The following is a 17225-nucleotide window of genomic DNA, read 5'->3' as shown; positions in this document are numbered from 1 at the left end:
TATAGTTCTAAACCATGCCGTGCTCAGTTTTGGGCTCATAAAGACGCATCTGTGCAAAGGCTTGCTGCAGGTCATTGATGAGGTCTTCGATGTTCTCTAAGCCCACATGAATCCTGACTAACTGGCCTTCTTTGGGGTAATCATCATGAATTTGCGAAGCCGGTCTGGCGACTAGCGGCACCACCAAACTTTCAAAACCACCCCACGACAGACCTATACCCACAATACGCAGAGAGTCGAAAAACACCGCTAGCTTTTCTTCGGGCATGGGCTCGAACACAAAGGAAAACAAGCCAGATACGCCACGGAATAAACGTTTAAATGTGGCATGACCCGGATGCGATTCCAACCCAGGACAGCACACACGCTGTACCTCTGGTTGTGCTTCTAACCAGTGCGCTACGCTCAGCGCCGACTGACCATGCTGACGCAACCGTACGTCTAAAGTACGCAAACCACGCAATGCCTGATAGAGATCATCTGGCGATGCTGTTTGCCCAAAACGCGTCACCGAATTAGAGAGCATATCCCACGCTTTTTCAGTACAAGACGCTACCCCCATAATGCAGTCGGAGTGGCCGCCTATGTATTTACTGACGGACTGTATAGAGATATCCACACCATGATCTAAAGGCTTAAACAGTAGGGGTGTAGCCCACGTGTTATCCATCAGCACAATGGCGCCACGCTGGTGCGCTGCATGAGCCAACTCATCGACTTCACACATTTCAAACGAAATAGAACCCGGTGCTTCTAGGTATAAGGCGCAGGTGTTTTCCTTGAAGCAACTCAGCACATCGGCCGTGTTTTGACTAGTGAAAAACTCTACTTCCACCCCCAATTTCGTCAGCACATTTTCAGCAAACTCACGTAATGGCCAGTACACAAAGTCTGTCAGCAATACATGGCTACCGGGCTTGCACACTGCCAGCAGCGAGTGTGTGCAGGCAGCTAACCCCGACGGAAAACAAAAGGACTTATAAGCCCCTTCTAGCTCAGCAATGGCCGACTCGAACGCTGCCGTTGTCAGCGTGCCAAAACGACCATAGTTAGCTTGTGGCTTGGCATTAAAAGGCAATTTAGCCCGCTGACGCCACTGTTCCAGAGTTTGAGCCAAAACCGTAGTGCCACGCACTATAGGCGGATTCACATACTGCAACGAGGATTCCCCGCCCCGTCCTACCTGCGTCAGCATGGTTTGCGTTGAACTTCCTGATTCACCCACTTTCTTCTCCAGAAAACGATTCTTGTGAAAACTCACTTAGTAGAATAATTTACTAATATTTATTGATTGTGTGGTTTATTTTTCGTTAATAAATACTAATAACAAAATTTTCACAACACAACCCACCCTAGGGTAATCCTATATAGGTTCTGCAACAGCAGGAGAATACTAGGCGTTTCTTAGCGAAAGTAGGATCTGATGATGGAAGGAAAGTAGTGGTGACATAGCCACGCAGGGATAGGGTTAGGGGCCAATACTAAAACAGCCCCCTTCCCCACCTAGACTAAGATCAGGCATAAAAAAACAGCAGAAGTTGTAGCTTCTGCTGTTTTGTAGGCATCTGTACGAACAAGCAACCTCACTACTGTCTTAGTGTGCTGCCTGTAGACATTAGGACGCCAGCTTCATTAGTACCAAGCCAGACACAATCAGTACGGCGGCAATAATACGCATCGCGGTAGCAGGCTCACCCAAGAGGGTTAGGCCCAAAATAAAAGCCCCCACCGCACCTATACCGGTCCAAATGGTATAGGCCGTACCCAAAGGTAGCGTACGCATCGCGACAGCTAACAAGCCGAAGCTGATAATCATGGCAACAATGGTGACTACCGACGGCCCGAGTCGGGTAAACCCATTGGATAATTTCATGGAATAGGCCCACACCACTTCAAACGCACCCGCGAGAATTAACAAGAACCACGCCATTTGGCTTTCTCCTAAAAAGCCGGGTCGTCCCGGTAATCTACACACTGGATGGTGAGAGGTCGTCCTCTTAAAAATTATATCTGTAGGTGAAAATCGCTACTCGTTACGCTGGCTTTTTGACCACACTTTTTTTTGTAACCAGGCCTGCCCATTCACCAAAAACACGCCTATGAGCACTAAGCAGGCGCCAAACAAGAAAGAATGCTCAACCTGCTCATCCAATAACCATGCCCCCAATACCAAGCCAAACATAGGCGTCATGAATGTCAGCACACCCAGCCTTGCGGCCAGATAGCGCTCTAACAACCAGAACCACATGAAATAGCTGGTCAATGACACCACAAAAATTTGGAATAACAAGCTAATACCCAGTGTAGTGCTTGGCGTCACAGCAGTTTGTCCGCTTAACACAGCAAAGCCCATCACCACCGCGCAGGTAATCCACATCTGACAAAACAGTACTTGTGTCACCGGTGCCGTCTTGAGCTTCGTAGTACGCACAACCACGGTATTGCCACCCCAGAATGCGCCCGCAGCCAAGGCCAATATATCACCCAACCAGCTTAAGGACTGCCCATCGGTGGTCGCTGTTTTGGTGAGAGCCGGCCATAAAAATGCCAACGCTATCCCCAAGAATGCCAACACAATGCCCACCCACTGCAGGCGATTTAAACGTTCATCAGGCAGTAAACAGTGCAAACCTATGGCTGCAAAAATAGGCGCCGTATAAAGAAATACCACCACATGCGAGGTGCTGGTATAGCGCAGCCCTTCGGCGATAAGCAAAAACTCTAGCCCAAACATCACACCAGCCACAAGGCCTGAACGCCCAATAATGCCTGGTAACCACGAGTCTTTAAGCCAACACCGGTGTATTAACCAAATCAGTATGGCGACCACCCCTGAGCGCAAGGCCACTTGCATGGAAGGTGCCATGTAATCGGCAGAACCTTTAAGCGCCACTTGCTGCATCGCCCACACCAAGCACAGCACCACCATGATGGATACTGCAAAACTGTCTACCGCTTTTCTCATTTTTATGTCACGCCTTGCACGCTATGTAATGCTCTATAGTATCTACTAGGCGTGATAGATAAATATAGTGAGAAACTGACTTCCTATCATTACGGATAGCCACAACATGCATAAACGACCCGTACTCTCTGAGGCAGTATTAATCTGCCCACCCTTTACCGACAACTTGCCCGACCCTATTTTCTTTCGTATTGAGAATCCGCGCGCATACAGTCGCTACCCCGAGCTATGTCATCCTTGGGGAGAATTTGTGTATTCATTTAGTGGCATTACCGAGGTATATGCCGAAGGTAAAAACTATCTGATTCCGCCACAAATGGGGATGTGGCTTGCTCCATACACACCGCACACCGCCTTTTCTCATCAAGCATCGTTGTTGTGTTCGGTATACGTGAGTGCTGAACTGTGCGCGGATATGCCTGAACAAGGCTGCGCCATGCTGGTATCACCATTGCTGCGTAATGTATTAGAGTATTTGCGCGATACGCGCCTGCTTGCATCGGCGCCAGAATATCAGCGGCTATTATTGGTGTTGGTGGATCAGCTAAAAGAAGCTCCCACCACGAACAGCTATATTCCACACAGCAACGATCCCGATCTGGAAAACGTACTAGCTGTACTGCGCAATAACCCGGCCGACTCACGCTCGCTTAGCGAGCTAGCCCAGCAGTACTTTCATGGTAGCGAACGTACCTTGATACGTCGCTGCCAGCAGGAGCTAGGCATGTCATTAACGCAATGGCGTCAGCGTTTACGCTTGATTCATGCTCTGCCCCGCTTGCAGCAAGGTCAAAGTGTAGAGGCCGTGGCGCTAGATATGGGCTATGCCACATCCTCTGCCTTTATTGCTATGTTCCGACGTTTAACCGGCTGCAGTCCCAGACAGTTTTTACGTGACGCGTGTCACGCACTGCCCTAACCCGCGATTAGGCCAATTTTAGAATTGACGCGCCCAGAACAATAAACCCAATCCCCAGATAACCAGAGCGATTCAAGCGCTGTTGGAAAAACACGCGACCCGCCATCGTGGTTAAGAAAATACCTGTACCGCCCCACAACGCATACGCAATGGACAGATCAATACCTTGTACGGCTTGAGACAGCGCTGTGAACGAAAGAAGAATACTGACAATACCAAGAAACCCAGCCCAGCGCCTCTTGAAACCATCTGAATATTTGATGAATATGTTAGCGGCTACTTCTAAAAGAATTGCGGCCAACATGAAAAAATAGTGAATCCATTCTGCGTTTTGCATGATTATGACTCCTCCACCTGATGTGGAACACCCAGATTCACCAGCATCACACCTACTAGTAAGACGCCTATACCAACCAACTTTAGCGTACTAACTTGTTCACCGAAAAATCGGAATCCGATAAAAGCAATGGCGATTAATCCAATGGTTTCCCAGGTGGCATACGTCAGGGCCATTGGTAGATACTGCATCGTCGTTGCTAAGAAATAAAAAGATAAGCCAATCATGGCATACATAAACAACAGAGCAGTCACAGATCCAGACTCGGAAACTACCTTCATGGTGGTCACACCACTTATCTCTGCCGCTATGGCTGCCAATAAGAACAGCCAAGGTTTGACTAACACGATAATCCTCATAGATTGCGGAACACGGAGCTATTCTCCACCGCCGATAAGAATTTACAAAGATGACTCCTATCTATTTTTGAGATAGGATGGCGTTATGCAATGGAGCCTTGAACAACTTCGACAATTCGTGACCACGGCAGAACAGGGGTCAATCAGCGCGGCTGCACGACATTTGGGCAAGGCCCAATCGGCGGTCAGTACAGCGATTTCTCTCTTGGAAGCTGACCTAGGTGTAGAGTTGTTTACACGCAGCGGACGCAACGCCCAGCTTAGCGAAGCGGGGCGTGTGCTGTTGATGGAAGCCCGTGAATTATTACGTCAGGCCCAAGAGCTTGAGCAGCGCGCGCAGTCGTTGGCGGCAGGTGATGATGCCTCACTATCGTTAGCCTTAGATGAGGCCCTACCCTACACCGCCATACGTACGTTAATACGCGAGATTTCTGACCGTTTTCCACAGCTAGAATTAACGTTGTTAAATGGCACCGCCGCCGAAGTTGCTGAATATGTAGAACAACAACGCGCCGAAATAGCCTTTCACTACGACCGTGAAACGGTGCACGACTGCTTTGATCAGCGCCATATCGGTACCGTTCCTCAAGGGATTTTCGTAGCCAGCGGCCACCCCTTATTGCAAGAACAACCCGTTAGCCGTAAAGACCTGATGCAATACCGACAACTGGTGATGCACACTGATGGCGACGAAGAACCCACCTACAGCACTAGACTGTGGCATTCCGATAGTTTCTACAGTATTGCCGAGATGGTAGCCGATGATGTGGGCTGGGCGATTTTGCCACTGAACGTGGCCACAGACGACAGCTACCCCAAACCGCTGAAGCAAGTACATTGTCCATCGTTGGTCTTGCCGCTGTTGTCTGTGCGTATGCTGTGGTTGCAAGGGCAAGCGCTCAACCCAACAGCTCGCTGGGTTGAAAAACGCTTTGCAGAACTGCTAAAACGCCCTGTGTAGATTGCCGCTTAGGCACCTTGCTCAGCAGAGGCGCTAGCGTCTTCAGGCGACTGATAATGACGCAATACGCGCCACACCACACCTGTTAGCAACGCTACTAATGCCGCCGCTGAAAACAGCACCATGCTATGCGCACTAGAGTAAGCGTTTTGGGCTGCGAGAACCAAGGCATGACCTTGTTCAGCACCCAACTGCTGGGCCATCAACATCGTTTCACCAATAGACAAACCTGCCTTGCTGGCTACCTCGGGCGGCAAACCTGCGGGTAGTTGGATGTGGTTCGCATAATTTGCGGTTAACACCAAACCAAACCCTGCAATCCCCAATGCCGAACCCAAGTCGTAGCTACTGGCGCTTAATGCCCCAGCAGCGCCCGCTTTTTCTTCTGGCGTGCTGCCCATGATCGCCACCGATGAAGCGGTTAGCCCCACGCTTAGCGATAAGCCCAAACCTATCAACATAATGTTGATGCCCAGACCTACCTGACTGAAATCACTGGCGCCCAAACCGAATAAACTCAACGCAGACACCAACAGCGATAAGGTAGCGATAGGCCGCAACCCTACTCGTGCCAACAACATACTGCCCAATGGCCCACCCACTGCTGACGACACCATCAAGGGCAACATCACCAACGCCGCAGAAAGCGGGCTTTTACCCAATACAAACTGCAGCTCTTGCGCGATGGTCAGCTCTACACCCGCCAACGCCCCCATCACTACAGTAGCCATCAAGACACCGGTACGCAGCGCTGGTAAGGCAAACAAGCCCATATCCAACATAGGCGCATCAGAGTGACGCTGTTTTTGTACAAACCACGCCAATAGCCCTACGCCTATCGCGCAGAACAGCAAGCTGTAGCCCCAGTCACCATCCGGCTTAAACCCTGATTTCACCCCATATACGGCAGCCAATAGGCCCACCATCAGGATCAGTGCTTGGCCTATAGTCCACTCCCCTTTGCCGGTCACAAAATGGCGAGGAATCAACACATACGCCAAAGGCCCCACCACTAGCATGATGGGAACGTTCACCAAAAAGACCGAGCCCCACCAAAAATGCTCCAACAATGCACCACCCACTAACGGCCCCAATGCCGCCCCCGCAGAACCTACAGCGCTCCACAGCCCTAATGCCAGGGCTCGCTCTTTGGGATCCTCAAAGCTTTGTCGGATGATCGCTAGCAATGAGGGGATCACCATGGCGGCACCACATGCCATCAAGGCACGCGCCAAAATCAACACGGCAGACGTCCACGCATAGGCTGCCAAAACAGACATAGCGGTAAACACCACTACACCCCACAACAGCAGCAAACGGTGGCCTATACGATCGGCCAGTGTCCCCATGGGAATCAGCATACTCACCATGACCAGCGAGTACAGGTCGATGATCCACAGCACTTCTGTGCCGCTAGCCTGCAAAGCCAATGTAAGGGAAGGAATAGCAATATGCAGGATCGTGAAATCCAGCACGATAGGAAAGAACAACAGCATTACAGCTAGCAACACTAGCCAGCGATTATTTGTCACTTGTGACAAAGACTTCTCCAGATAAACAGCAGCGACTAAGTCGCTTCGGTTCGAGCGCGTTTTTTTCGTCGTGGCAACTTGAATTCACTGACCAATACGCCCAATACGATCAGTGCGCCACCAATGATGGCCACAGCAGGCAGTCTATCGCCCGCAATCCGCCCTACTATGCCAGCCCATACTGGTTCGCTGGCATAGATCAGGGTGGCCCGTGTGGGCGTCACCGTACGCTGCGCCCAGTTCATGGTGAACTGAATCACCATGCTGCTTAAGCCCAACCCTACCGCTGCCACCAACCACACCCATGAAAACTCGGGAATGGACTCACCTGCAATGGGCATACACAGTAATGACAGCACGCCTGCTGCCCCTGTTTGCACCACCGTAATGCGTTGCACATTAACTTTGCCTGCAAAATAACCGATCAAGATCACTTCTACTGCGATGGCAAATGCCCCAATCAACGTGGCAATTTCACCCGCGCTTAGGCTAAAACCTGCAGTCGTAGGTCCCGCCAACAATACTAAACCTAGAAAGGCCAGTGTGACCCCTATCAAGGTCATGAGACTGGGCGCTTTACGCCATACCAGCCATTGCAGCAACGGCACTATGGGTACATACAACGCAGTAATGAAACCCGACATGCTGCTGCTTACGGTTTGTAGCCCGTAGGTTTGCAAACCATAGCCTGCAAAAATACTCGCACCTATCACCGTACCAGCCAACAATTCTGTGCGTGTAATGCCACGCATTGCGCGTCTGAATACCACCCAGCCTATAAGCCCTGCCGTCACAAAGCGCAGCCCCACAAAAAACAGCGGGCCGCTGTATTGCATGGCGGTGTGTATGATCAGAAAGGTAGTTCCCCACAACATGGTCACCGCGACCAGAGCTAATTCCTGCTTACTCAACGAAAACATGTTGGGGACTTATAGAAAGAAGAAAAATGTACATAACACTATAAGCTGCTATCTTATAGTATTCATTGCTGGCTGCGTACTACGTAGCTAGATAACAGTAATCACTCCTTTCTTTTTGCGTTTTATACACACCACATCATGCAACACAAGGTCTTGGCTATTTTACAAATGGGCGACCCACCGCTGGATATACAGCAAAAACTCGGGGTGCAATCAGATTGGGTTATTTCGGCGCTGCCAGAAACCCCCATTGCCGTGAAAGTACTGTATCCCGCATCGGGCGATACTTTACCTGAGCCTAACCTACTTGCCGGCGCAATTTTGACGGGTTCTACGTCGATGGTGACTGCCCGGGAAGCATGGAGCGAATACACCGCAGACTGGATACGACTAGCCATAGACCAACAACTGCCCTTACTGGGCATTTGCTATGGCCACCAATTGATCTCTCACGCGCTGGGTGGCGTTGTGGATTACCACCCATCTGGCCGTGAAATAGGCCAACTGCCTATACAACTGCATGATGCCGCTAAAAACGATCCATTACTGGCAGATTTACCGTCCTCGTTTATGGCTAATCTCACGCATGAGCAAAGCGTGCTGCAACCACCTGAGCGAGCAACCGTGCTGGCCTCATCTGAACACGATGCTCACCAGATTTTGCGCTACAGCCCTTACGCGTTATCACTGCAATTTCACCCCGAATTTTCTACCGAGGTGATGAGCTATTTTCTAAGTCGACGTGAAGCCCTATTTAGCACTGAGGGCTACGACATTCCTGCCATGTGTGCAGCGTTAGGTTCTACACCCGTTGCACGGAAGATCCTGCATGATTTCGTTAACCTGTGTGCTGCGGCTACACTCGCTACCATCAGCACTACAGCCAACGCTAACTAAACGATCCCCAGCAAAGAGTCACAGAAAAAAGGCCAACCGTTATGAAGGTTGGCCTTTTTTGCTTCAACATCTTAATTGTTGGAACTCTCGCTATCTACTATGGCTGTATTGGCGCAAAGTAAACCAGCGTTTGCCCAAGCCCCCACAGCAGCAACAAGACCACAGGGATATGCACCAATAATTGCACAAAGGTGAACCCAATCAAGTCACGCGCTTTCACTCCCAACACCCCTAACAATGGCAACATGTAGAAGGGGTTAATCAAGTTAGGCAAGGCTTCCGCCGCGTTGTAAATCTGTACTGCCCAACCCAGGTGGTATTCCAATTGGTTAGCCACCAACATCACATACGGTGCTTCAATAATCCATTTACCGCCACCCGATGGAATGAAGAAACCCAGTACTGCCGAGTACACACTCATCAACAACGCATAGGTATCGTGTGAGGCAATACTCACAAAAAATTCGGAAATGTAATGAGCAATAGTGTGATCACCAGAACCTTGAACGGTGGTCATGATGGCAGCAATAGAGCCATATAGCGGGAACTGAATCAAAACACCTGTAGTGGTAGGCACAGCTTTGGCCACAGCCTCTAAGAAGCTACGTGGACGCCAGTGCAACAACGCCCCAGCCATCAAGAACAACAGGTTATAGGTATTCAAACCAGAAATCGCCAAAATAGCAGGTTTAGTTGCAAATTCTTGCCACAACCAACCACCAGCCAACAATACCAACACGATGATCAGCAGTGGGCTGTGCTCTAACCACTCACCAGGGCGAGTAGGCTTAAAAGGTTTGGGAACCTCTACCGTTGGGTCTACACCGCAGGCTTCTGCATCTTTAGCTGCGCCATCGCTAGGAGCAGTCATGTAGGCCACGATTACCGATACCACGATCAATGTCAGCAACATCACGCCGGATTGCCACAAGAAAATCGTTTCTGTAAACGGAATCACACCAGTAATAGCCAAGATGGACGGCGGCAAACTGGCTGGGTTAGCTTGCAACTGTGCTGCCGACGATGACAAACCCAATGCCCATACCGCACCCAAACCCAGATACGCTGCAGCACCTGCCGCACGATAATCCATTTTAATGTCGGTACGGCGAGCCAAGGCTTTCACCAGCAGACCACCAAACACCAAGCTCAGGCCCCAGTTCAACAGCGATGCCAACATAGACACAATCGCTACCCATGCCACGGCTGAGCGGCCATTTTTAGGTACTCTGGCACACAGGTCAATCAGCTTAGAAGCAGGCCCTGAACTGGCCACCACATAACCGCCAATCACCACAAAAGCCATCTGCATAGTGAAGGGAATTAAGCTCCAAAAACCGTCACCAAATGCTTTAGCAGTTGCCCCTACTGGCGCACCAATGGCTAATGCCGCCACTGTTACGATCAGCACTGCCAAGGTCGCGAACACCCATGAGTCTGGAAACCAACGTTCTGCCCAATTGGCACAACGCATAGCAAAACGAGCCGATCGGCTCTCTTGTAATGTAGACATACAACTTCTCCGGATATTTTATTGTTTATACAGATCAGAACCATTACAACGTTGCACAAAAAAATGGCTGACCCCTTGTGAGGGCCAGCCATTTCTTGGTGCTATGGCTTATAAATCCCGCTGTGCGGCCCGTGGCCGTCACCATCGGAGCCGCGATTCTACCGCAACAGAGGAACACCAGTTTGAGACTGGATGTCTTCGAAGCTTACGCCTTCAGCCAATTCAACCAGCTTCAGACCTTCGGGAGTCACATCCATCACGCCTAAATCGGTGATGATGCGGTCTACCACGCCCACGCCAGTCAAAGGCAGTGTGCATTCTGGCAGAATTTTCAGATCGGTAGTACCGTCTTTTTTACGGGCTACGTGCTCCATCAGCACGATCACACGTTTCACACCAGCTACTAAGTCCATCGCGCCGCCCATACCTTTCACCATTTTGCCTGGAATCATCCAGTTGGCTAGGTCGCCGCTAGCAGTGACCTGCATAGCACCCAGAATGGACAGGTTCACTTTGCCACCACGAATCATGGCAAAGCTTTGGTCGCTACCAAAAATGGACGAACCTGGCAGTGTAGTCACGGTTTGTTTACCGGCGTTGATCAGGTCGGCATCTACTTCGTCTTCGGTAGGAAATGGGCCAATACCCAGCATACCATTTTCGCTTTGCAGCCAGACTTCAATGCCTTCTGGTACGTGGTTAGCCACCAGCGTAGGAATACCGATACCCAGGTTCACATAGAAACCATCTTGCAATTCTTTGGCAGCACGAGCTGCCATTTGATCTTTGGTCCATGCCATGACTATCAAGCTCCTGCCTTGGTGGTAATGGTGCGCTGTTCGATGCGCTTCTCGGGATTGGGGTTATGCACGATGCGATGTACATAAATGCCGGGCAAATGCACATCGTCAGGAGCCAACTCGCCCACTTCCACGATTTCTTCCACTTCCACAATGGTAATTTTGCCTGCGGTAGCTGCCGCTGGATTGAAGTTACGTGCTGTGTAACGGAAACGCAGGTTTCCGGACTTATCGGCTTTATGAGCTTTAATCAGCGCTACATCAGCCACCAAAGCCTCTTCCATCACGTAGGTTTCACCGTTGAACTCGCGCAGTTCTTTACCTTCTGCTACCAAGGTACCCACGCCAGTTTTAGTGAAGAATGCAGGAATACCTGCGCCACCAGCACGCAGCTTTTCAGCCAACGTACCTTGAGGTGTAAATTCCAGTTCCAATTCGCCGGACAAATACTGGCGTTCGAACTCCTTGTTTTCCCCTACGTAAGAAGAAATCATCTTCTTGATTTGTCGGGTCTCTAATAGTTTGCCCAGACCGAAGCCATCCACACCCGCATTATTGGAAATAGCAGTCAGGTTTTTCACACCAGAGTCACGCAGCGCATCAATCAATGCTTCAGGAATGCCACACAGGCCAAAGCCGCCTACAGCCAGAGTCTGGCCATCAGCTACTACGCCTTTCAGAGCTTCCGCCGCCGAAGGATAGAGTTTGTTCAAGGTAAGTCCTCCGTCAATAATTATTCATCAAGTCTATCGTGCCACACTTTACGGATAATGGTAGGTAGACTTGGCAGCTTAAGGTGCTTGCTATGATAATTTACCAAGATGCACTACGTAAGCGCATACGTAGTTTTTCGTACAGGAGTCGCTTTGTCAATGCTGGAAGATTACCGATTGGCCTTTGAAATGGCTCCCATCGGTCTTGTTATCTCGCGTCATCGCACCATTGTGGAGTGCAATCAGCGGGTCTGTGAAATTTTCCAGACCACCCGCAATGCTCTAATGGGACAATCTTTTCTCACGCTGTACCCCACAGTAGATGAGTTTGAACGGCTAGGACTACGCATTCCTCCCATCATGAATGCCACTGGCCTATATTCCGACAGTCGCATTATGAAGCGTGCTAGTGGGCAATTTTTCTGGTGTCACGTGACGGGCCGCTCTTTTGACCGTGAAAAACCGCATGATGCTGGCATTTGGAGCTTTGAGGACATCAGCGAGCAGCGCCCTATTTCCGAGCATCAGCTCACGGCACGTGAGCGCGAAGTAGCAGCCCGTGTACTGGAAGGTAAAAGCGCCAAAGTCATAGGCAAAGAGCTAGGCATTAGCCACCGTACCGTGGAAATCCATCGCTCACGCTTGATGCAAAAATTTGGGGCTAGCTCTACGGCCGACCTGATTCAGAAAATGCTCAGCGTTTAATCCTACTCATACGTTTTCGCCGCTTTACTACGCCCTGTCGCTTTCAGCATAGGGTGCTGCCCCATGTATTCATGTAGGAAGTGTATAAAGCTAGTCGCGGCTGGAGATAACGCCCGCCCTTGTCGAGTAAACAAATAAAAACTACGTGTGATCACGGGGCGATATAGGGCGCGCATTTCTAATTGGTACAGTTTGACCAACGGGGTGGCATAGGCCACGCAAATGGTCACACCCAAACCGGCATTCACCATTGCCAATGCGGTAGACATAAAGGTGACTTCATTCGCAGGTTCTAACACCATGCCACGAATGGCGCCGTACAGATCCTCAGACAACCGCTCAATAAATTGGCCTTGCAACGAGATCAGTGGATATTGCGTCAAATCGGACCAGCACACTCTACGCAGTTTTTCTAACGGGTGCCCCGGTGGAAATACCGCCATAAACGGGCCTTTGAATAACGCTTGTGCATGAATATCAGAATTATTGTCTCGCTCAGGCCCTAAGCCTATATCCACCTCGCCTGAAAACACACGTGATACCACGCTTTCCACGGCGCAATCCACCAGCTTCACCCGTATACCAGGATAACGCTGTGTATAAGCCGCGATAATGCCAGGTAATAAGGTGGACGACATTAACTGTGGCGCAGCAATACGTACCAACCCACTTTTGAGGTCTTTCAAGTTGGCCGACTCATCCAGCGCATGGTCTAGATCGTTCAGCACTTTTCCGATAATGGGTAATAAATCTTCCCCCACCTCGGAGAGTTGCAACCTACGTGTGCTTCTATCAATCAGTACCAAACCTAGCGCGGTCTCTAATTCCTTAATGAGCGCACTAACCGCCGATTGACTCACAAACAAGCTTTCCGCCGCCAGCGAAAAGCTGCCTGTACGCGCTACGGCCACAAAGGCACGTAGCTGCCGTAAGGTCACGTTACGCTTGCTACGCAAAAGCTGTAATTGATCTGCAGACACGTGGTTTTCCTCAACTAATGGTTACCCCTAATTTATAAGGTAAATTGATATAACAATCCATAAATATCATTTGTTTTATAAGTAATTATGCCTTGTAATAGGTTCGTCACTGTGTGATCTGGGCCACTTCTGGCTCCTTATGTGGCTACAAGGCCCACATGATCACAGCTCTACCTTTAAGGGGACATCCATGCAAATCAAAAAAATTCACCACGTTGCTTACCGCTGTAAAAACGCTAAGGAAACTGTGGAGTGGTACGGCAAGTACCTGAACATGCGTTTCATTCTGGCTATTGCTGAAAATGAAGTGCCTTCCACTAAAGAACCTGATCCTTACATGCACGTATTCTTGGATGCAGGTAACGGTAACGTATTGGCGTTTTTTGAGCTGCCTACTCGACCAGAAATGGGTCGTGACACGAACACACCTACGTGGGTGCAGCACTTGGCGCTGGAAGTAGATTCCGTAGACGACTTGATGCGCACTAAAGCCACGTTGGAAGCTGATGGTATTTCCGTGGTTGGCCCTACTGACCACACCATTTTCAAATCCATCTATTTCTTTGATCCTAACGGTCACCGTCTAGAGTTGGCTGCAAACACCGCGACCCCAGACATGAGCAAGAAACTGGATGACGTGAAATGGGCAATGCTGGAAGAGTGGGACCGCACCAAAAAAGCCCCACAACATGCACAGTGGATGCATGACGGCAGCTATCAGGCCAACTAAACCTCTGGATCACGCATGTTTCTTAAATCCCTGACACATTGGATCAACAAGGGGCTAGAGCTGTTTCTAGTTGTTTGCCTTGCCATCATGGCCATACTGGTATTCGGTAATGTCATTCTGCGCTATGGCTTCGACTCAGGTATTGCGGTTTCGGAAGAATTAGCAAGACTGCTGTTTGTCTGGCTGATCTTCCTTGGCGCGGTGCTGGCAACTCGTCAGCACGCCCACATTGCTTTTAATTCCTTTCTGGCCAAACGCACACCTACCTGCCGCAAGTTTTTGGTAGCGATCAGTAGTTTGCTGATGCTGGTTGGCGGCGTTATTTTCGTGATTGGCGGCTGGAAGCAAACCCTCATCAATATGGACAATAGCTACCCTGTACTCGGCATTTCCTATGCATGGCTGTATGGCACCGCTATCGTTTTTGGTGTGGGCTTGGTCTTAAGTACCATTTTGAATATGTGGGAAAGCATTACTAGCCCCACAGGCTTCCCTGGCGGAGACGAATAACATGACCGCCGTATTATTGTTTCTTGGCATTCTGGTTGGGCTGATTTTTATCGGCATGCCCATCGCTTTTGCCCTGCTGTTTTCTGCCATCGGCATCATGATGGCCACCGACTCGTTCGATACCCAAATCGTGGTGCAGAACGCTATTGGCGGTGCAGATAACTTTATTTTGATGGCAGTACCGTTTTTCATTCTGGCTGGCGAATTTATGAACGCCGGCGGTTTGTCTAAACGTATTGTGAATTTGGCTAGCGCCTTCTTTGGTCACCTACGTGGTGGTCTGGGTTACGTCACGATTTTTGCTGCCCTGCTGTTGGCCAGTTTGTCTGGCTCTGCCGTGGCAGATACAGCTGCATTAGCAGCGATCTTGATGCCTATGATGCGCCAAGCCGGTTACGACCCTGCACGTGCAGGTGGTTTGATGGCGGCTGGTGGGATTATTGCCCCAGTATTGCCACCTTCCATCGGTTTGCTGCTGTTTGGTGTAGTGACCAACGTGTCCATTACCCGCCTATTTATGGCTGGTATTGTGCCCGGTATTTTGATGGCTGTATCGCTGATCGTAGCGTGGTACTTGGTGTCCCGCAAAGACACTACCGTCACCATCAACCCTCGCGTTCCTATGCGTGAGCGTTTGAAAGTGATTTACCAAAGCTTCTGGGCCCTACTGATGCCAGTCATCATTATTGGTGGTTTGCGCTTTGGGATTTTCACCCCCACTGAAGCCGCTGTAGTGGCTGCGGCATACGCGCTGTTTGTAGGTACGGTGATTTACCGTGAGCTCACCTGGAGCCGCATTTATCACTGTCTGCTGATGTCTGCTCGTTCATCGGCTGTGGTACTGATCTTGGCAGCACTGGCTATGGTGGCGTCTTACATGATCACCATTGCCGACATTCCTTACCAAGTTGGTGAGTGGATGGATGTCTTTACAGACAACCCGATTTTGTTGGTTGCTGTGATGATGGCTGTGGTTTTCACCGCTGGTATGGTGTTAGACATGATTCCATTGGTGCTGATTTTTGCACCCGTGTTCGTGCCTATCGCTGTAGATGCTGGTGTAGACCCTGTTTACCTAGGCGTGCTGTTTGTCATGAACTGCGCGATTGGCATGATCGTGCCCCCAATTGGGGTGGTACTGAACGTTGTAAGCTCGCTGGGCAAGATCAGCATTGAACGCGCAACACGTGGCGTGATGCCTTTCTTGATCGCTGAGCTGCTTATTTTGATACTGCTTATTTTGTTCCCACAGCTGGTGATCACACCTGCTTCGTGGTGGCGTTAAACACAATACTTATTATTCTGGAGATATCCCTATGCGCACTACGCTACTAAAAAAACTGGGTGTATTACTGGCTACAGGTTTGCTGTCCAGCGCAGCTGTTGCTCAAACCATTGATGCAAAATTTGCAGTAACGCTGCCTAAAACGTCGCACCAAGGTTTGGGTGTAGCCAAGTTTATTGACTTGGTAAAAGAGAAAAGTGATGGCCGTATCAAAATCCGCCCTTACTACAACGCAGCGTTGGGTAACGACGTACAAGTAACCTCGGCTTTGCAAGGCGGCACCATTGAATTTACCGTGCCACAAACCTCTACCTTGACCGGTATGGTGCGTGAGTTTGAAATTCTGGATTACCCATTCTTGTTCGCTAACGAGCAAGAAGCTGACACCATTTTAGATGGCGCTATTGGTCAGCGTTTGCTGGATCAACTGCCAGAAAAAGGGTTGGTAGGTTTGGCGTACTGGGAAAACGGTTTCTTCAACGCGACCAACAGCAAGCATCCTATTACTAAGCCTGAAGACTTCGAAGGCCTGAAATTCCGCGCTGTACAAGCCAAGATTTCTCAAGAAACACTGAAAGCACTAGGCGCAAACCCTGTGTCCTTGGCTGTGCCTGAGATCTACACCGCATTGGAAACTCGCACCATCGACGGCCAAGGTACACCTACTGCTGTAACGTCCTCCTTGAAACTGGGCGAAGTACAGAAATACCTGTCGTTGACTAAACACTCCTACGGCGCGTTCTTGCCTCTGGCATCCAAAAAATTCTGGGACAAACTGTCTGAAGCGGATCAACAGATCATTAAAGAAGCAGCTGAAGAGACCCGAATTTACCAACGTGAAATTGCTCGTCAGCAAGCCGCTGAAGCCCAAGCCGCTTTGGCCGCTCAAGGCCTAGAGGTTAACGACGTAAGCGATGCTGAAATGGTTCGTTTCCGCGAGAAAATGCAGCCTGTATGGGAAAGCTTTAACGCAGAAATCGGTCCTGAGTTCGCTGCTGAGACCTTCTCCGAAATCGAGAAGCTGCGCGCTGCTCCTGCTAACTAATACAGTTGGGGCTACCGCGTAGCCCCGCCCCACCAATACCGACTAAGGAAGAGT

At 50.0% G+C, this 17225-nt stretch carries 19 protein-coding genes; 8 read left to right on the top strand and 11 right to left on the bottom strand.

The window, feature by feature from the left end; all coding sequences use genetic code 11:
* Positions 1–7 precede the first annotated feature (7 nt).
* From metC to AC3QL0_RS01770, 3 genes are all read right to left on the bottom strand, one after another.
* Positions 8–1225 (bottom strand): cystathionine beta-lyase, encoded by a 1218-nt coding sequence (gene metC / locus AC3QL0_RS01780; RefSeq protein ID WP_493009801.1) that lies wholly within the window; start codon positions 1223–1225, stop codon positions 8–10.
* A 390-nt stretch (positions 1226–1615) separates the two neighbouring features.
* A complete protein-coding gene (locus tag AC3QL0_RS01775; protein ID WP_493009800.1) occupies positions 1616–1930 on the bottom strand; it encodes a DMT family transporter in 315 nt (104 codons plus the stop codon).
* A gap of 96 nt (positions 1931–2026) precedes the next feature.
* Positions 2027–2965, bottom strand: coding sequence for a DMT family transporter (locus AC3QL0_RS01770; protein ID WP_493009799.1), 939 nt, complete (start codon positions 2963–2965; stop codon positions 2027–2029).
* 106 nt (positions 2966–3071) lie between these two features.
* Here AC3QL0_RS01770 and AC3QL0_RS01765 point away from each other — a divergent pair, with 106 nt between their 5' ends.
* Entirely contained in the window at positions 3072–3884 is an 813-nt protein-coding gene (locus AC3QL0_RS01765) for an AraC family ligand binding domain-containing protein (RefSeq protein ID WP_493009798.1), read from the top strand.
* Positions 3885–3891: 7 nt separating this feature from the next.
* Here AC3QL0_RS01765 and mdtI read toward each other — a convergent pair whose 3' ends face one another.
* Together mdtI and AC3QL0_RS01755 are read right to left on the bottom strand one after the other, a co-directional pair.
* Positions 3892–4221 (bottom strand): multidrug/spermidine efflux SMR transporter subunit MdtI, encoded by a 330-nt coding sequence (gene mdtI / locus AC3QL0_RS01760; RefSeq protein WP_493009797.1) that lies wholly within the window; start codon positions 4219–4221, stop codon positions 3892–3894.
* 2 nt (positions 4222–4223) lie between these two features.
* A complete protein-coding gene (locus tag AC3QL0_RS01755) occupies positions 4224–4568 on the bottom strand; it encodes a DMT family transporter (protein WP_493009796.1) in 345 nt (114 codons plus the stop codon).
* Positions 4569–4665: 97 nt separating this feature from the next.
* Between AC3QL0_RS01755 and AC3QL0_RS01750 the strand changes: the two genes are divergently transcribed.
* Positions 4666–5541, top strand: coding sequence for a LysR family transcriptional regulator (locus AC3QL0_RS01750; RefSeq protein ID WP_493009795.1), 876 nt, complete (start codon positions 4666–4668; stop codon positions 5539–5541).
* Positions 5542–5549: 8 nt separating this feature from the next.
* On the opposite strand, the gene AC3QL0_RS01745 is transcribed toward AC3QL0_RS01750, so the two are convergent.
* Together AC3QL0_RS01745 and AC3QL0_RS01740 are read right to left on the bottom strand one after the other, a co-directional pair.
* Positions 5550–7073, bottom strand: a complete 1524-nt coding sequence (locus AC3QL0_RS01745; RefSeq protein ID WP_493011025.1) for an MFS transporter — start codon at positions 7071–7073, stop codon at positions 5550–5552.
* Between the two features lie 35 nt (positions 7074–7108).
* Entirely contained in the window at positions 7109–7993 is an 885-nt protein-coding gene (locus AC3QL0_RS01740; RefSeq protein ID WP_493009794.1) for a DMT family transporter, read from the bottom strand.
* Positions 7994–8131: 138 nt separating this feature from the next.
* Between AC3QL0_RS01740 and AC3QL0_RS01735 the strand changes: the two genes are divergently transcribed.
* The gene (locus AC3QL0_RS01735) at positions 8132–8890 is read left to right on the top strand and encodes a glutamine amidotransferase (RefSeq protein ID WP_493009793.1); all 759 of its coding nucleotides are present in this window, start codon (positions 8132–8134) and stop codon (positions 8888–8890) included.
* 97 nt (positions 8891–8987) lie between these two features.
* On the opposite strand, the gene AC3QL0_RS01730 is transcribed toward AC3QL0_RS01735, so the two are convergent.
* The 3 genes from AC3QL0_RS01730 to AC3QL0_RS01720 all read right to left on the bottom strand — a co-directional run bounded on the left by AC3QL0_RS01730 (position 8988) and on the right by AC3QL0_RS01720 (position 11916).
* Positions 8988–10403, bottom strand: coding sequence for a short-chain fatty acid transporter (locus AC3QL0_RS01730; protein ID WP_493009792.1), 1416 nt, complete (start codon positions 10401–10403; stop codon positions 8988–8990).
* Positions 10404–10561: 158 nt separating this feature from the next.
* Complete coding sequence (locus AC3QL0_RS01725; protein ID WP_493009791.1) at positions 10562–11203, bottom strand: CoA transferase subunit B; 642 nt, start codon at positions 11201–11203, stop codon at positions 10562–10564.
* Positions 11204–11208: 5 nt separating this feature from the next.
* Positions 11209–11916 carry a CoA transferase subunit A gene (locus AC3QL0_RS01720; RefSeq protein WP_135866394.1) on the bottom strand — a complete coding sequence of 236 codons (708 nt, stop codon included), beginning with the start codon at positions 11914–11916 and terminating at the stop codon, positions 11209–11211.
* Between the two features lie 159 nt (positions 11917–12075).
* On the opposite strand from AC3QL0_RS01720, the gene AC3QL0_RS01715 reads away from it, so the two are divergent.
* Positions 12076–12621 (top strand): LuxR C-terminal-related transcriptional regulator, encoded by a 546-nt coding sequence (locus AC3QL0_RS01715; protein WP_493009790.1) that lies wholly within the window; start codon positions 12076–12078, stop codon positions 12619–12621.
* A gap of 2 nt (positions 12622–12623) precedes the next feature.
* On the opposite strand, the gene AC3QL0_RS01710 is transcribed toward AC3QL0_RS01715, so the two are convergent.
* Positions 12624–13601: a LysR family transcriptional regulator gene (locus AC3QL0_RS01710; RefSeq protein ID WP_493009788.1), complete on the bottom strand. Its 978-nt coding sequence runs from the start codon at positions 13599–13601 to the stop codon at positions 12624–12626.
* 190 nt (positions 13602–13791) lie between these two features.
* Between AC3QL0_RS01710 and AC3QL0_RS01705 the strand changes: the two genes are divergently transcribed.
* The 4 genes from AC3QL0_RS01705 to AC3QL0_RS01690 are packed head-to-tail and all read left to right on the top strand — an operon-like array spanning position 13792 to position 17171.
* Positions 13792–14331 (top strand): VOC family protein, encoded by a 540-nt coding sequence (locus AC3QL0_RS01705; protein ID WP_430221616.1) that lies wholly within the window; start codon positions 13792–13794, stop codon positions 14329–14331.
* A 15-nt stretch (positions 14332–14346) separates the two neighbouring features.
* The gene (locus tag AC3QL0_RS01700) at positions 14347–14841 is read left to right on the top strand and encodes a TRAP transporter small permease (protein ID WP_493009787.1); all 495 of its coding nucleotides are present in this window, start codon (positions 14347–14349) and stop codon (positions 14839–14841) included.
* Between the two features lies 1 nt (position 14842).
* Complete coding sequence (locus tag AC3QL0_RS01695; RefSeq protein ID WP_493009786.1) at positions 14843–16126, top strand: TRAP transporter large permease; 1284 nt, start codon at positions 14843–14845, stop codon at positions 16124–16126.
* Positions 16127–16157: 31 nt separating this feature from the next.
* Positions 16158–17171, top strand: a complete 1014-nt coding sequence (locus tag AC3QL0_RS01690) for a DctP family TRAP transporter solute-binding subunit (RefSeq protein WP_493009785.1) — start codon at positions 16158–16160, stop codon at positions 17169–17171.
* Positions 17172–17225: the final 54 nt, after the last annotated feature.

The organism is Paenalcaligenes sp. GW821-LYS-B07-1 (genome assembly GCF_058803365.1).
Note: the sequence above shows the minus strand (reverse complement) of the source record. Positions and strands in the feature narration are given on the sequence as shown.

Bases quoted from the DNA above. Each gene is read 5' to 3' on its own strand.
- AC3QL0_RS01740 (WP_493009794.1), bottom strand. From the start codon at position 7,993: ATGTTTTCGTTGAGTAAGCAGGAATTAGCTCTGGTCGCGGTGACCATG.
- AC3QL0_RS01725 (WP_493009791.1), bottom strand. From the start codon at position 11,203: ATGGCATGGACCAAAGATCAAATGGCAGCTCGTGCTGCCAAAGAATTG.
- AC3QL0_RS01695 (WP_493009786.1), top strand. From the start codon at position 14,843: ATGACCGCCGTATTATTGTTTCTTGGCATTCTGGTTGGGCTGATTTTT.
- AC3QL0_RS01705 (WP_430221616.1), top strand. From the start codon at position 13,792: ATGCAAATCAAAAAAATTCACCACGTTGCTTACCGCTGTAAAAACGCT.
- AC3QL0_RS01700 (WP_493009787.1), top strand. From the start codon at position 14,347: ATGTTTCTTAAATCCCTGACACATTGGATCAACAAGGGGCTAGAGCTG.
- AC3QL0_RS01770 (WP_493009799.1), bottom strand. From the start codon at position 2,965: ATGAGAAAAGCGGTAGACAGTTTTGCAGTATCCATCATGGTGGTGCTG.
- AC3QL0_RS01730 (WP_493009792.1), bottom strand. From the start codon at position 10,403: ATGTCTACATTACAAGAGAGCCGATCGGCTCGTTTTGCTATGCGTTGT.
- AC3QL0_RS01775 (WP_493009800.1), bottom strand. From the start codon at position 1,930: ATGGCGTGGTTCTTGTTAATTCTCGCGGGTGCGTTTGAAGTGGTGTGG.
- AC3QL0_RS01690 (WP_493009785.1), top strand. From the start codon at position 16,158: ATGCGCACTACGCTACTAAAAAAACTGGGTGTATTACTGGCTACAGGT.
- AC3QL0_RS01715 (WP_493009790.1), top strand. From the start codon at position 12,076: ATGCTGGAAGATTACCGATTGGCCTTTGAAATGGCTCCCATCGGTCTT.
- AC3QL0_RS01750 (WP_493009795.1), top strand. From the start codon at position 4,666: ATGCAATGGAGCCTTGAACAACTTCGACAATTCGTGACCACGGCAGAA.
- mdtI (WP_493009797.1), bottom strand. From the start codon at position 4,221: ATGCAAAACGCAGAATGGATTCACTATTTTTTCATGTTGGCCGCAATT.
- AC3QL0_RS01765 (WP_493009798.1), top strand. From the start codon at position 3,072: ATGCATAAACGACCCGTACTCTCTGAGGCAGTATTAATCTGCCCACCC.
- AC3QL0_RS01735 (WP_493009793.1), top strand. From the start codon at position 8,132: ATGCAACACAAGGTCTTGGCTATTTTACAAATGGGCGACCCACCGCTG.